This window comes from Pseudomonas sp. Root329 (assembly GCF_001424925.1).
Lineage (GTDB): Bacteria > Pseudomonadota > Gammaproteobacteria > Pseudomonadales > Pseudomonadaceae > Aquipseudomonas > Aquipseudomonas arabinosi.
On record NZ_LMCV01000004.1, the window covers coordinates 245,937 to 260,321 of the forward strand.

At 58.4% G+C, this 14,385-nt stretch carries 12 protein-coding genes; 3 read left to right on the forward strand and 9 right to left on the reverse strand.

What is annotated here, in order from left to right; all coding sequences use genetic code 11:
* Nucleotides 1-298: 298 nt before the first annotated feature.
* The 8 genes from ASC74_RS07280 to ASC74_RS07315 all read right to left on the reverse strand — a co-directional run bounded on the left by ASC74_RS07280 (nucleotide 299) and on the right by ASC74_RS07315 (nucleotide 9,087).
* Nucleotides 299-1,060, reverse strand: coding sequence for a secretin N-terminal domain-containing protein (locus ASC74_RS07280; protein ID WP_056740439.1), 762 nt, complete (start codon nucleotides 1,058-1,060; stop codon nucleotides 299-301).
* Nucleotides 1,061-1,204: 144 nt separating this feature from the next.
* Complete coding sequence (locus tag ASC74_RS07285) at nucleotides 1,205-1,630, reverse strand: GNAT family N-acetyltransferase (RefSeq protein ID WP_056740441.1); 426 nt, start codon at nucleotides 1,628-1,630, stop codon at nucleotides 1,205-1,207.
* Nucleotides 1,623-2,792, reverse strand: a complete 1,170-nt coding sequence (locus ASC74_RS07290; RefSeq protein WP_056740442.1) for a ribosomal protein uL16 3-hydroxylase — start codon at nucleotides 2,790-2,792, stop codon at nucleotides 1,623-1,625. The genes ASC74_RS07285 and ASC74_RS07290 overlap by 8 nt, the downstream gene beginning before the upstream one ends.
* A gap of 86 nt (nucleotides 2,793-2,878) precedes the next feature.
* Nucleotides 2,879-4,249 carry an adenylosuccinate lyase gene (purB, locus tag ASC74_RS07295; protein ID WP_027925117.1) on the reverse strand — a complete coding sequence of 457 codons (1,371 nt, stop codon included), beginning with the start codon at nucleotides 4,247-4,249 and terminating at the stop codon, nucleotides 2,879-2,881.
* A 126-nt stretch (nucleotides 4,250-4,375) separates the two neighbouring features.
* Complete coding sequence (gene hflD, locus ASC74_RS07300; protein ID WP_046047459.1) at nucleotides 4,376-4,999, reverse strand: high frequency lysogenization protein HflD; 624 nt, start codon at nucleotides 4,997-4,999, stop codon at nucleotides 4,376-4,378.
* Complete coding sequence (mnmA, locus tag ASC74_RS07305) at nucleotides 4,996-6,141, reverse strand: tRNA 2-thiouridine(34) synthase MnmA (protein WP_056740444.1); 1,146 nt, start codon at nucleotides 6,139-6,141, stop codon at nucleotides 4,996-4,998. Before mnmA ends, hflD begins: the two co-directional genes overlap by 4 nt.
* A 59-nt stretch (nucleotides 6,142-6,200) precedes the next feature.
* A complete protein-coding gene (locus tag ASC74_RS07310; RefSeq protein WP_056740445.1) occupies nucleotides 6,201-6,647 on the reverse strand; it encodes an NUDIX hydrolase in 447 nt (148 codons plus the stop codon).
* A gap of 214 nt (nucleotides 6,648-6,861) precedes the next feature.
* Nucleotides 6,862-9,087 carry an NADP-dependent isocitrate dehydrogenase gene (locus tag ASC74_RS07315; protein ID WP_056740447.1) on the reverse strand — a complete coding sequence of 742 codons (2,226 nt, stop codon included), beginning with the start codon at nucleotides 9,085-9,087 and terminating at the stop codon, nucleotides 6,862-6,864.
* 496 nt (nucleotides 9,088-9,583) lie between these two features.
* Between ASC74_RS07315 and icd the strand changes: the two genes are divergently transcribed.
* On the forward strand, nucleotides 9,584-10,840 hold the full coding sequence (gene icd, locus ASC74_RS07320; RefSeq protein WP_010458895.1) for an NADP-dependent isocitrate dehydrogenase: 1,257 nt from the start codon (nucleotides 9,584-9,586) through the stop codon (nucleotides 10,838-10,840).
* 76 nt (nucleotides 10,841-10,916) lie between these two features.
* Here icd and ASC74_RS07325 read toward each other — a convergent pair whose 3' ends face one another.
* Nucleotides 10,917-11,195 (reverse strand): cold shock domain-containing protein, encoded by a 279-nt coding sequence (locus ASC74_RS07325; RefSeq protein WP_056740449.1) that lies wholly within the window; start codon nucleotides 11,193-11,195, stop codon nucleotides 10,917-10,919.
* A gap of 225 nt (nucleotides 11,196-11,420) precedes the next feature.
* On the opposite strand from ASC74_RS07325, the gene clpS reads away from it, so the two are divergent.
* Together clpS and clpA are read left to right on the forward strand one after the other, a co-directional pair.
* Complete coding sequence (clpS, locus tag ASC74_RS07330; RefSeq protein WP_046032480.1) at nucleotides 11,421-11,783, forward strand: ATP-dependent Clp protease adapter ClpS; 363 nt, start codon at nucleotides 11,421-11,423, stop codon at nucleotides 11,781-11,783.
* A gap of 30 nt (nucleotides 11,784-11,813) precedes the next feature.
* A complete protein-coding gene (gene clpA, locus ASC74_RS07335) occupies nucleotides 11,814-14,084 on the forward strand; it encodes an ATP-dependent Clp protease ATP-binding subunit ClpA (protein WP_033057050.1) in 2,271 nt (756 codons plus the stop codon).
* Nucleotides 14,085-14,385: the final 301 nt, after the last annotated feature.

Consider the following 14,385-nt stretch of genomic DNA (forward strand, 5'->3'; position numbering starts at 1 on the left):
CGTGGGCCTTGGTGCGAACTTCAGTGTGGAGCCGGGTTACCTAATTACGCTTCCGTCCCTCGGGACAACTTCGTTCCAGTCGGCAACCTCGTCAAACACACCTTGTGGGCGGTACAGACACGAAGCGGCTCGCGGGGTAGGTGCGAACGGCGCCTCGAAGGCCCTTGCCAGGGCCCCTGATTAGCGGGAGCGAGGCCATCATGCCTTCGCTTTTTTGTATCGTCAAACGTTTTGTAGTGCTTTTTTTATGGCACTACATCTTTGGTCTAATACGACTAATCAGTCAGTTTTCGGTGGTTTAGTCCAAAGTATCGACTTTCACCCGCAGGGTCATGTCATCGCGACCCTGAGTCGAGTAGCTGCGGGTCTGGCCCTGTTTGTCGGCCTGAGTCTGGCGGTTTACGCCAGCCAGGGTGATCCATTCACCCAGTCGTCCCGTGACAGTTGTGTCGGTACTTTGTACATTCACTACATCGGGACGTTCCTGGCTCATTCGGTCACGATTGGTGCTGATCGCCAGGTGAACGATATCGCCGGTGACGCTGGCGGTGACGTAGAAACCCTGGGTGACGTTGCGGTATTCGGTCTGGCTTCGCAGATCGCCGTAGGAATCGGTCTGAGAGCTGGTGAGCGGCACGCTCTGGCCGACCTGGATCAGGGCCGGCGAGCCTTCGCTGGCCTGGATCTGCTGAATTCCGCCGTCACGGCTGTCGGTGCTGCGATTGATGATGCGGGTCTGGCTCGGTTTCGTGCCGTTTACCGAGTAACCTTGATCGCCCTGGAAGTTGTTTTCGTTGGTGTCGACAGTGATCAGCAGACGTTTGGCGGCTACATCGAGTTGCGTGATCAAGGCTTTAAGTTCGTCGATCTTGCGCTGATCAGCATTAACGATCAGTTGGTTGCCGTAGGCGCTGACCTGGCCATCCTTGCCGATGAAATCCTGGGCCATCGGCAGCATGTCGGCACTGGTGCGGTAGTTCAGTGGCACGATCTCGGTGGCGGCGATGGCCGAAAAACTGCAGCTCAGCAGCAGCGTGGTGAGCAGGGTGCGTAGGGACATATCCGTTATCTCCGACATCTTGAAGTGTTGATATTGCCAGTTTGTCGGCCCGGCGTGGGGCAAGTTGAATCGTAGACAGCAAAACGCCCCGGCATCCGAAGATGGCGGGGCGTTTTGTGTGTTCTTGCGGGCCTCATCGCGGTGTTATGCCGAATGCCGCACCATGTCCACATGCGGAATGCCTGCTTCCAGGAATTCCTCACTGACCAGGCTGAAGCCCAGGCGCTCATAGAACGCCGTGGCCTGTACCTGTGCGCTCAACATCTGCTGCTTGAGCCCGCGCTTCTCGGCTTCACCGATCACCGCGTGCATCAGCGCATCGCCGACCTTCAAGCCGCGCCAGTCTTTCAGCACCGACACCCGGCCGACGTGGCCATCGGGCAGCAGGCGGGCGGTGCCAATCGGAAAGTCGCCTTCGAAGGCCAGAAAATGCACCGCCGTTGCGTCATCAGCATCCCATTCCAGCTCAGGAGGAACGGATTGCTCGGCGATGAACACCGTCTCACGAATGCGCCGGATCTCGGCGATGTCCTTCTGCCAGTCTGCGACACGAACGTGGATTTTATTCATCAGCAAACCCCAGGCTGCCTTGCTTGACCAGCTCGCACAGCAGGCCGCGGCCGTCTTCGTCGTTCAGCCAGTCACCGAGGTTATCGGTGTGCAGGGCGTCGGCAGCGCAGATCAATTTCAGCAGCTCGCGCAGTTTGCCCGGCAGGTAACGGCTCTGGCCGCTGGCGAACAGCAGCAGGTCGTCATCGACTTCGGACCAGGCCATGCGCGCGCTCGGGTTGCGGATCAGCACAGCGCCTTGTTCCAGGCTGGCGAGGAAGTCTTCTTCTTCGACTTCTTCCGGGCCGACGATCAGTTCCGGGTAGCGCGGCTCGGTCATGTACTGGCCGAACCAGGTCAGCAGCAGGCGCTCGTCGCTCATGTGCTCGGCCAGCAAAGCTTTCAGGCGATCAAGGGCGTCGTGCTGAATCTGGTGCGGATCGACCGCCGGCAGTGCGTCGGCGTCGGTGTAACGCTCTTCGTCAGTCAGGAACTGGCTGAGGAAGTCAGTGAAGTGAGTCAGCACTTCAGAGGCGCTCGGGGCGCGGAAGCCGACCGAGTAGGTCATGCAGTCATCCACCGCAACGCCGCAATGGGCCAGGCGTGGCGGCAGGTAGAGCATGTCACCGGGTTCCAGGACCCACTCATCGGTGGCTTCGAAGTCGGCGAGGATGCGCAGGTCCGCGTGCGGCAGCAGCTTGCTCTCGGAATCGCACATCTGGCCGATTTTCCAGTTGCGCTTGCCGTGACCCTGCAGCAGGAACACGTCGTAGTTGTCAAAGTGCGGACCGACGCTGCCACCTGGGGCGGCAAAGCTGATCATCACGTCGTCGACGCGCCAGCTCGGCAGGAAGCGAAAGTTTTCCAGCAACTCGCTGACTTCTGGCACGAATTGATCGACCGCTTGCACCAGCAGGGTCCACTCGGTTTCCGGCAACTTGCTGAATTCGTCTTCGGCAAACGGGCCGCGACGCATTTCCCAAGGACGCTCGCCGTGCTCGATCACCAGGCGCGATTCAACTTCTTCTTCCAGCGCCAGGCCGGCCAGTTCGTCTGGGTCGATCGGGTTTTCGAAATCAGGGATCGCCTGGCGAATCAGCAGTGGTTTTTTCTGCCAGTAGTCACGCAGGAATTCGCGCGCCGTGATGCCGCCCAGAAGTTGAAGAGGAATATCAGGATTCATGTGTAACCTATTGAAAAAATGCACTTTTCAGACGGGAATAAAAACGCCCGGCGCTGCCGGGCGTCTCAAAAGGGTCAAGCGGTCGATCAGATGCGTTTGGCTTGCTCTACAGCGTTACCGATGTAGTTCGCCGGGGTGAGCAGTTTCAGCTCGGCCTTGGCGGCGGCTGGCATGTCCAGACCGTCGATGAAAGTTTGCAGTGCTTCAGGGCTGATGCCCTTGCCACGGGTCAACTCTTTCAGTTTTTCGTACGGGTTTTCGATGTTGTAGCGACGCATCACGGTCTGGATTGGCTCGGCCAATACTTCCCAGCACGCGTCCAGGTCGGCAGCAATCTTCTGAGCGTTGAGCTCGAGTTTGCTGATGCCTTTGAGGCTGGCTTCGTACGCGATCACGCTGTGGGCGAAGCCGACACCGAGGTTGCGCAATACGGTGGAGTCGGTCAGGTCGCGCTGCCAGCGGGAAATCGGCAGCTTGCTCGCCAGGTGCTGGAACAGTGCGTTGGCGATGCCCAGGTTGCCTTCGGAGTTTTCGAAGTCGATCGGGTTGACCTTGTGCGGCATGGTCGACGAACCGATTTCGCCAGCGATGGTGCGCTGTTTGAAATAGCCCAGGGAGATGTAGCCCCAGATGTCGCGGTCGAAGTCGATCAGGATGGTGTTGAAGCGCGCGATCGCGTCGAACAGCTCGGCGATGTAGTCGTGCGGTTCGATCTGCGTGGTGTACGGGTTGAAGCCCAGGCCCAGCTCGTCTTCGATGAAGGCGCGGGCGTTCTCTTCCCAATCGATCTCAGGGTAGGCCGACAGGTGAGCGTTGTAGTTGCCGACAGCGCCGTTGATCTTGCCCAGCAGCGGAACGGCCGCGACTTGAGCGATTTGACGCTCCAGACGGTAAACCACGTTCGCCAGCTCTTTGCCCAGGGTAGTCGGCGAGGCCGGTTGACCGTGGGTGCGCGACAGCATCGGCACGTCAGCGAAACGGATGGCCAGTTCGCGGATGGCTTCAGCGGTCTGGCGCATCAGCGGCAGCATCACGTCATCACGGCCTTCGCGCAGCATCAGGGCGTGGGACAGGTTGTTGATGTCCTCGCTGGTGCAGGCAAAGTGGATGAATTCGCTGACAGCAGCCAGTTCCGGCAGCTTGGCCGCTTGCTCTTTGAGCAGGTATTCGATGGCTTTGACGTCGTGGTTGGTGGTGCGCTCAATCTCTTTGACACGCTCGGCGTGCTCCAGAGCGAAGTTTTCCGCCAGGGTGTTCAGCACAGCGTTGGCTTCGGCGGAGAACGCCGGCACTTCGCTGATACCTGGGTGAGCGGCCAGGCGCTGGAGCCAGCGCACTTCAACCAGAACGCGAGCACGGATCAGGCCGTATTCGCTGAAAATTGGGCGCAGGGCCTGGGTTTTGCCGGCGTAGCGGCCGTCAACAGGGGAAACCGCAGTGAGCGAAGAAAGCTGCATGGGGTGTTCTCGGACAGTCGGGCAACGAAATGGGGCGCGTATCATACATGAAAAAATCCGCCGGTCCGTTGCCAACTGACCAGCGTCTTACGCGTTACAAATTACAAAGGGTCTTGCAGGCGCGGTTCAGCTGCTGCGCATCAGCGGGTAAAGCTCTTTCAGCAACTTGCGACGGCTGATCACCAGCTGCCAGCGATGACCGCCCAACTGCCGCCACAGGCGCGCCGAACGAATTCCGGCCAGCAACAGGGCGCGGATCTTCGAAGCGTTGCTCGGTTGTTGCAGGTTGCGCATGTCGCCATGGACCTGAATTCGCTGGCGCAAGGTGCTCAGGGTGTCCTGATACAGGGCGCCGCACGCTGCAATCACGTTTTCGTGCGCCGGGCCGAAGTGCTCGACCTGGGACTGAATCTGCGGCAGACGCTTGCCGATCACATCGAGCATGTCATTGCGCTTGGCCAATTGACGCTCCAGACCAAGCATTGCCAGCGCATAGCGCAGCGGTTCGCGCTGAAGGGTGCTCGGGTCGCGTTCCAGGGCGCCAATCAATGCGCGGTAGCCTTCACGCAGATTGATGTCGTCGCCGCCGTAGACTTCCAGGGTGTCTTTTGGGTCGCGAATCAGCAGGCTGCCGAGCATGCACGTCAGGCCGGCTTCGGTGGTCTGGCCGGTCTTGGCGATCTTGTCGACCAGCACGGCGGCGAGAAACACACCGCCCAGGGCCGTCAGTTGCTCCTGAGTCGGGTTCATTGCTGCTCGCCTTGAGCCGTGCCTTTGCTGGTCCACGGCTCCGCGACTTCGATCACGCCGCCGCCGAGGCAGATTTCACCGTCGTAGAACACCACGGACTGGCCTGGGGTGACCGCGCGTTGCGGGTCATCGAAGGTCACGCGGTAGCCGGTGGCGGTTTTTTCCAGGGTGCACGGCTGGTCGCTTTGGCGATAGCGGACTTTGGCGGTCAATCGGCGTGGTTCGCTCAGGTCGATCGGGTTGACCCAATAGATGTCCGAGGCGAGCAGGGCGCGCGAGAACAGGTACGGATGGTCATTGCCCTGGCCAACGATCAATTCGTTGTGTTCCAGGTCTTTGATCAGCACGTACCACGGCTCGTCACTGGCGTCTTTCAAGCCGCCGATGCCCAGGCCCTGACGCTGACCGATGGTGTGATACATCAAGCCGTGGTGGCGGCCGATGACTTCACCTTCGGTGGTCTTGATCTCGCCTGGCTGGGCCGGCAGGTATTGCTTGAGGAAGTCGCTGAAGCGGCGTTCGCCGATAAAGCAGATCCCGGTGGAATCCTTTTTCTTCGCGGTGGCGAGTTCGTGTTTCTCGGCAATCGCGCGGACTTCGGGTTTTTCCAGCTCGCCGACCGGGAACAGGGTCTTGGCGATCTGTTCGCCGCCGACGGCGTGCAGGAAGTAGCTCTGGTCCTTGTTCGGGTCCAGGCCCTTGAGCAGCTCGGTGCGACCATCGATGTCGCGGCGACGCACGTAGTGACCGGTGGCGATCAGGTCGGCGCCGAGCATCATGGCGTAGTCGAGGAACGCCTTGAACTTGATCTCGCGGTTGCACAGGATGTCCGGGTTCGGCGTGCGACCGGCCTTGTATTCGGCCAGGAAGTGCTCGAACACGTTGTCCCAGTACTCGGCGGCGAAGTTGGCGGTGTGCAGCTTGATGCCGATCTTGTCGCACACGGCCTGGGCGTCCGCCAGGTCATCCATGGCGGTGCAGTATTCCGTTCCATCGTCTTCTTCCCAGTTCTTCATGAACAGGCCTTCCACCTCATAACCCTGCTCGATCAGCAGGAGAGCGGAAACGGAAGAGTCCACGCCGCCGGACATGCCGACAATGACGCGCTTCTTTTGTGTGTCAGAAGGGGCTGGATCACGCATAGGGATTCAATGAGTGTCTTGAAAAAGGACGCGATTCTAACAGGCCGAAGCCCGCAAGGCTAAAGAGAAGGGCGGATCAGTTCGAGGCCGAAGAGTTTGCCGTCCAGATAATCATCAATACAGCGGATGATCAGCTCACTGCGCCAGTTTGCGCGCTGTGCCAGCAGTTCGTCACGCGTCAGCCATTTTGCGCCGACGATGCCGTCGTCCAGCTGATAGTCGGGGTGATGTTTGAGCGGTTTTGCGGTGAAACAGACCCGCTGATACGTCACGCCGTTGCTTGGGGCGGTGTAGAGGTAAATGCCCACCACGCCAGTCGGCTCGACGTCCCAGCCGGTTTCCTCGAGGGTTTCGCGTACGGCGGCCTCGATCAGGGTTTCGTCCGGGTCGAGGTGGCCGGCGGGTTGGTTGAGCACCGTTCGTCCGTGCTTGGTTTCTTCAACCATCAGGAAACGACCGTTGTCTTCGACGATGGTGGCGACGGTGATGTGGGGTAGCCAATCCATGAAGCATCCTCGATTTTTATAGTGGAACACGGTCAATGTGGGAGCGGGCTTGCTCGCGAATGCGGTGGGTCAGCCAGCATGATTGTTGAATGATAAACCGCATTCGCGAGCAAGCCCGCTCCCACATTGGTCCAGTGTTCACATTGAAAGTGTGTGAACGCCACAAACACAAACCCCGGCGCAGGGCCGGGGTTTGTGATGTTCCCTTACAACCTTAAACCAGCGCAGCGATCGCGGCGTTGAAGGTGTTGCTCGGGCGCATGGCCTTGCTGATCAGCTCGGCATTGGCATGGTAGTAACCGCCGATGTCCACTGGCTTGCCCTGAACGGCGTTGAGCTCGGCAACGATGGTTGCTTCGTTCTCGGTCAGGGTCTTGGCCAGTTCGCCGAACTGCGCTTGCAGTGCAGTGTCTTCGGTCTGGGCAGCCAGGGCTTGAGCCCAGTACAGCGCCAGGTAGAAGTGGCTGCCGCGGTTGTCGATGTTGCCGACTTTACGCGATGGCGACTTGTTGTTGTCCAGGAACTGGCCAGTAGCCTGATCCAGGGTCTTGGCCAGAACCAGCGCCTTAGGGTTGTTGTAGGTAACACCCAGGTGCTCAAGGGAAGCGGCCAGGGCCAGGAACTCACCCAGGGAATCCCAGCGCAGGAAGTTCTCTTCCAGCAGTTGCTGAACGTGCTTCGGAGCCGAACCGCCGGCGCCGGTTTCGAACAGACCGCCGCCGTTCATCAGCGGAACGATCGACAGCATCTTGGCGCTGGTGCCCAGTTCCATGATCGGGAACAGGTCAGTCAGGTAGTCGCGCAGTACGTTGCCGGTCACCGAGATGGTGTCCTTGCCTTCGCGGGTACGGCCCAGAGTGAAGGCCATCGCGTCGACTGGCGACATGATGCGGATGTCCAGGCCGGAGGTGTCGTGATCCTTCAGGTAAGCCTGAACTTTCTCGATCACTACGCCGTCGTGGGCGCGCATTGGGTCCAGCCAGAAAATCGCTGGAGTGGCGCTTGCGCGAGCACGGTTGACGGCCAGTTTGACCCAGTCCTGGATCGGCGCGTCTTTGGTCTGGCACATGCGGAAGATGTCGCCGGCTTCAACCGACTGTTCCAGCAGCATGCGGCCAGCGCCATCGGAAACCCGAACTACGCCGTTGGCCTTGATCTGGAAAGTCTTGTCGTGCGAGCCGTACTCTTCGGCTTTCTTCGCCATCAGGCCAACGTTTGGCACGCTGCCCATGGTGGTTGGATCGAAAGCGCCGTGCAGCTTGCAGTCTTCGATCACCGCCTGGTAGATGGTGGCGTAGCAGCGATCCGGGATCACAGCCTTGGTGTCGTGCAACTGACCGTCAGTGCCCCACATTTTGCCGGAGTCACGGATCATCGCCGGCATCGAGGCGTCGACGATAACGTCGCTCGGCACGTGCAGGTTGGTGATGCCTTTGTCGGAGTTGACCATGGCCAACGACGGACGATCGGCGTAGACCGCCTGGATGTCCGCTTCGATCTGCGCTTGCTGCTCAGCCGGCAGGGCTTTGATGCGAGCGTACAGGTCGCCGATGCCGTTGTTCAGGTTGAAGCCGATCTGCGCCAGCACGTCAGCGTGCTTGGCCAGTGCGCCTTTATAGAACTCGGCAACGATCTGGCCGAACATGATCGGGTCGGAGACCTTCATCATGGTGGCTTTCAGGTGAACCGACAGCAGCACGCCTTTGGCTTTGGCGTCTTCGATCTCGGCAGCAATGAAGCTGCGCAGAGCGTTTTTGCTCATGACTGCGCAATCGAGGATCTCACCGGCTTGCACGGTGGTTTTTTCTTTCAGGACGGTGGTGGTGCCGTCTTGAGCGATCAGTTCGATTTTGACGGCGTCAGCGGCGTCGATCAGGGCAGCTTTTTCGCTACCGTAGAAATCGCCGGTGCTCATGTGCGCGACGTGGGACTTGGAGTCCGCAGCCCAGGCGCCCATTTTGTGCGGGTGTTTGCGCGCGTAGTTCTTGACCGACAGCGGTGCACGACGATCGGAGTTGCCTTCGCGCAGAACCGGGTTCACGGCGCTGCCCTTGATCTTGTCGTAACGCGACTTGGCGAGCTTGTCGGCGTCGCTGGTCACGGTTTCCGGGTAGTCAGGCAGTGCGAAGCCCTGGGCTTGCAGTTCCTTGATCGCGGCTTGCAGTTGCGGAACCGAGGCGCTGATGTTCGGCAACTTGATGATGTTGGCTTCAGGCGTAACGGCCAGGTCGCCCAGTTCGGCGAGGTGGTCGGCTACGGCTTTGTCACCCAGTTGCTCGGGGAAGCTGGCCAGGATGCGCCCTGCAAGAGAGATATCGCGGGTTTCCACGGCGATATCAGCGGAGGCGGTGAAGGCCTCTACGATAGGCAACAGTGAATAGGTGGCGAGGGCGGGAGCTTCGTCGGTGAAGGTATAGATGATCTTCGAGCGGGTGGGCATATTCGGATTAACTCTCTCTTCTTTGCTAAAGCGTGCGCAGAAAAACTCGAGGGGCGCCGGGTAAGCGCGTTCGTTCAAAGTCATCCATGAGCCGAATGTCGAGATTTCTTCGCGGTGATGTTGGGTGCATCAGTCGAGCGTCAAGCGGGTGGGCTGCGGTAACAACCCGGCTTTTTCAGGCCCAAAGCCTCGTAATAGAGAGGTCGGCCATCGTGACTCTGTGGTCAGCGGGCGGCATTATACATAGGTAGCTGGCAATCTGCCGATGGTTCATATGCAACGATTGTCGTCCATTGGTCTAAAGGTCGCAGGGGCGAGTGGGGCGTAGAGTCTTGCACCGTGCTTGAGTTTGGCGCTTTTCCCTTTGCTTTCAGGCTTGTAGGTCGCGAACTGTGCAGCTTTGCGGCAGATGGTTGGAACATAGGGTTTGCGTGCCGATTTAACTGGGGTACGCTCGAACGAAGCCAGATGTTCAATCCAAACAATGGAGTTCAGCATGGGATACAAGAAGATTCAGGTTCCAGCAGTCGGCGACAAAATCACCGTCAACGCGGACCATTCTCTCAATGTTCCTAACAACCCGATCATCCCCTTCATCGAAGGTGATGGTATTGGCGTTGATATCAGCCCGGTCATGATCAAGGTTGTCGATGCTGCTGTTAAGAAGGCTTACGGCGGCGAGCGCAAAATTTCCTGGATGGAAGTCTACGCCGGGGAGAAAGCGACTCAGGTTTACGATCAGGACACCTGGCTACCCCAGGAAACCCTGGACGCAGTTAAAGATTACGTGGTTTCCATCAAGGGCCCTCTGACCACCCCGGTCGGTGGCGGCATCCGTTCCCTGAACGTGGCCCTGCGTCAGCAACTCGACCTTTATGTCTGCCTGCGCCCTGTGCGTTGGTTCGAAGGCGTGCCTAGCCCGGTCAAGAAGCCAGGCGACGTCGACATGACGATCTTCCGTGAGAACTCGGAAGACATCTACGCCGGTATCGAGTGGAAAGCCGGTTCGCCGGAAGCGACCAAAGTCATCAAGTTCCTTAAAGATGAAATGGGCGTCACCAAGATTCGTTTCGACGAAAACTGCGGTATCGGCATCAAGCCGGTTTCCCTGCAAGGCACCAAGCGTCTGGCGCGAAAAGCGCTGCAGTATGTGGTCGACAACGACCGCGACTCGCTGACCATCGTGCACAAAGGCAACATCATGAAGTTCACCGAAGGTGCCTTCAAGGAATGGGCCTACGAAGTGGCAGCTGAAGAATTCGGCGCGACCCTGCTCGATGGCGGTCCGTGGATGCAGTTCAAAAACCCGAAAACCGGCAAGAACGTTATCGTCAAAGATGCCATCGCCGACGCCATGCTCCAGCAGATCCTGCTGCGCCCGGCCGAATACGATGTGATCGCGACCCTGAACCTGAACGGCGACTACCTCTCCGACGCCCTGGCGGCGGAAGTGGGCGGTATCGGTATCGCACCGGGTGCCAACCTGTCTGACACCATTGCGATGTTCGAAGCGACCCACGGTACTGCGCCGAAGTACGCTGGCAAGGACCAGGTCAACCCAGGTTCCCTGATCCTGTCCGCAGAGATGATGCTGCGTCACATGGGCTGGACCGAAGCGGCTGATCTGATCATCAAAGGCACCAACGGCGCGATTTCGGCCAAGACAGTGACCTATGACTTCCACCGTCTGATGGAAGGCGCGAAGCTGCTGTCTTCTTCGGCGTTTGGTGATGCGCTCATCTCGCATATGTAAGCCGCATATGTAAGCGAATCAGCATTAAAAAAAACCGCCTTCGGGCGGTTTTTTTATGACTGGATGACGGGTTGCGTCAACTCGACACCGTTTCTTGCTGGGTGGCAGCGGCCTGTTCGTTCTCGGTCGTGGCAGCCCCAATCTTGACTGCGTGCAGCCCTTTGGGTCCCTGGACGATCTCGAAGCTTACGAGTTGCCCGGCCTTGAGAGTCTTGTATCCGTTCATTTCAATGGCCGAATAGTGTGCAAAGAAATCAATAAGATGACCGTCTTCGTCACGGCCTTCTCTGGCATCGGTGTTAATGAAACCGAACCCCTTGGCATTGTTGAACCATTTCACCTTACCGACTGACATACCCATATCCCTCTGCAACAGACTCCATCACTGGAGTATCATCCAGTTCATCCGCAGTCATTTCCTGGAAATAAGATTGACTCCGCGGACCTTTTTTACCCACTGTGGGCTCTATTGGTTGTAACACCGATTTCCCGATAGTCAAGGTGACCGGGCAGTCGGAGTTGAAAACGTCCATAGCCGCCCCCACCACTGTATTTGCACAACTGACGAACCTTTCTTTCCATGCATGCAATCAGCCAGATTCGACTAACATTCAATCAGGATCGCCCTGATTCACACGACGACGATTCCGCAGGCATTGCTGTTCAGGAGGCAAAGCCTGCTTTACAGGCGCCGCCGATGTACAAGGTGGTTTTGTTTAATGATGACTACACACCGATGGATTTCGTCGTCGAAGTGCTCGAGGTGTTTTTTAACCTGAATCGCGAGCTGGCGACCAAGGTCATGCTGGCCGTCCACACAGAAGGACGGGCAGTATGTGGAGTGTTTACCCGCGACATCGCCGAGACTAAGGCCATGCAGGTCAACCAGTACGCCAGGGAAAGCCAGCATCCGCTACTCTGTGAAATCGAGAAGGACGGTTAATCGCCGACCACTTGGGTATGAGGTGAAGCTATGTTAAACCGCGAGCTCGAAGTCACCCTCAATCTTGCCTTCAAGGAGGCACGTTCGAAGCGTCATGAGTTCATGACCGTCGAACACCTCCTGCTGGCCCTATTGGACAATGAGGCTGCCGCCACCGTTTTGCGTGCCTGCGGCGCAAACCTCGACAAACTCAAGCACGATCTGCAGGAGTTCATCGACTCCACCACGCCATTGATCCCCGTTCATGACGAGGATCGTGAGACCCAGCCAACCCTGGGCTTCCAGCGTGTTCTGCAACGTGCTGTCTTTCACGTACAGAGCTCGGGCAAACGCGAAGTGACTGGCGCCAACGTACTGGTCGCGATCTTCAGTGAGCAAGAGAGTCAGGCAGTGTTCCTGCTGAAACAGCAGAGCGTTGCGCGCATCGATGTCGTCAACTACATCGCACACGGCATTTCCAAAGTGCCGGGGCATGGCGATCACTCTGAAGGTGAACAAGATATGCAGGACGACGAGGGCGGTGAGTCTTCTTCTTCAGGCAATCCTCTGGATGCTTATGCCAGCAACCTCAACGAACTCGCGCGCCAGGGTCGAATCGATCCATTGGTAGGCCGTGAGCTGGAAGTCGAGCGCGTTGCGCAGATCCTGGCGCGTCGTCGCAAAAACAATCCGTTGCTGGTGGGCGAGGCGGGTGTGGGTAAAACCGCGATTGCCGAAGGCCTGGCCAAACGCATTGTCGACAACCAGGTGCCGGACCTGCTGGCCAACAGCGTGGTGTATTCCCTCGATCTGGGGGCCTTGCTGGCCGGGACAAAATACCGCGGCGATTTCGAGAAACGCTTCAAGGCGTTGCTCAATGAGCTGAAAAAACGTCCGCAGGCGATCCTGTTCATCGACGAAATCCACACCATCATTGGTGCGGGTGCCGCGTCCGGTGGCGTCATGGATGCCTCGAACCTGCTCAAGCCGCTGCTGTCGTCGGGTGATATCCGTTGCATCGGTTCGACCACGTTCCAGGAATTCCGCGGGATCTTCGAGAAGGACCGTGCTTTGGCCCGGCGCTTCCAGAAGGTCGACGTGTCGGAGCCTTCGGTGGAAGACACCATTGGCATCCTGCGCGGCCTGAAAGGTCGTTTCGAAGCGCACCACAACATCGAATACAGCGATGAAGCGTTGCGTGCGGCGGCGGAACTGGCCTCGCGCTATATCAATGACCGGCACATGCCGGACAAGGCCATCGACGTCATCGACGAGGCGGGCGCCTACCAGCGTCTGCAGCCAATCGAGAAACGCGTGAAACGCATCGAAGTGCCTCAGGTCGAGGACATCGTCGCGAAAATCGCGCGGATTCCGCCTAAGCACGTCACCAGTTCCGACAAAGAGCTGCTGCGTAACCTTGAGCGTGACCTGAAGCTGACAGTATTTGGCCAGGATGCCGCAATCGACTCGTTGTCGACCGCGATCAAACTGTCCCGTGCCGGCCTCAAGTCGCCTGACAAGCCAGTCGGTTCGTTCCTGTTCGCAGGGCCTACCGGTGTCGGTAAAACCGAAGCGGCGCGTCAGTTGGCCAAGGCGTTGGGCATCGAACTGGTTCGCTTCGACATGTCCGAGTACATGGAGCGCCACACCGTATCGCGTCTGATCGGTGCGCCTCCAGGTTATGTCGGGTTCGATCAGGGCGGTCTACTGACCGAAGCCATCACCAAGCAGCCTCACTGCGTGCTGTTGCTCGATGAGATCGAGAAGGCGCATCCGGAAGTCTTCAACCTGCTGCTGCAGGTGATGGACCACGGTACGCTGACCGATAACAACGGGCGCAAGGCGGACTTCCGTAACGTGATCGTCATCATGACGACCAACGCCGGTGCCGAAACGGCAGCTCGCGCTTCGATCGGTTTCACCCATCAGGACCACTCGTCCGATGCGATGGAAGTGATCAAGAAGAGCTTCACGCCGGAGTTCCGCAACCGTCTGGACACCATTATCCAGTTTGGTCGCCTCAGTCATGAGGTCATCAAAAGCGTGGTGGACAAGTTCCTTACCGAGCTTCAGGCGCAGCTGGAAGACAAGCGCGTGCAGCTGGAAGTGACGGACGCAGCGCGCGGCTGGCTGGCAGTGGGTGGCTACGACACGGCAATGGGTGCTCGACCAATGGCGCGTTTGATTCAGGACAAGATCAAGCGTCCGCTGGCGGAAGAGATCCTCTTTGGCGAACTGGCCGACCATGGTGGTGTGGTTCACATCGATCTCAAGGACGGCGAGCTGACCTTCGACTTCGAGACCACGGCTGAAATGGCCTGACGGCTGTTGCTGTAAAGCAAAAGGCGCCTTCGGGCGCCTTTTTTGTTGTCTATGAGATTGGGTGTGTATCCGTTGCTGCGGTAACGGCTGCTTAGGGTTTCGCCCTTACGGCGACTCACTTTTTTTACAAGCCCCTCCGTGTCAGGCTACCTGTCGCCCTTGTTGATTGACTCAATCATTCAAGAGGGCGAAGGTGCATAACAATGTCCAAAATGGGCAAGCGATACGAAAGCGACTTCAAAGACTGGGTCGTTCTGCAAATGATGCCGCCCCTCAATCGATCAGTGGCAGAACTTGCCGT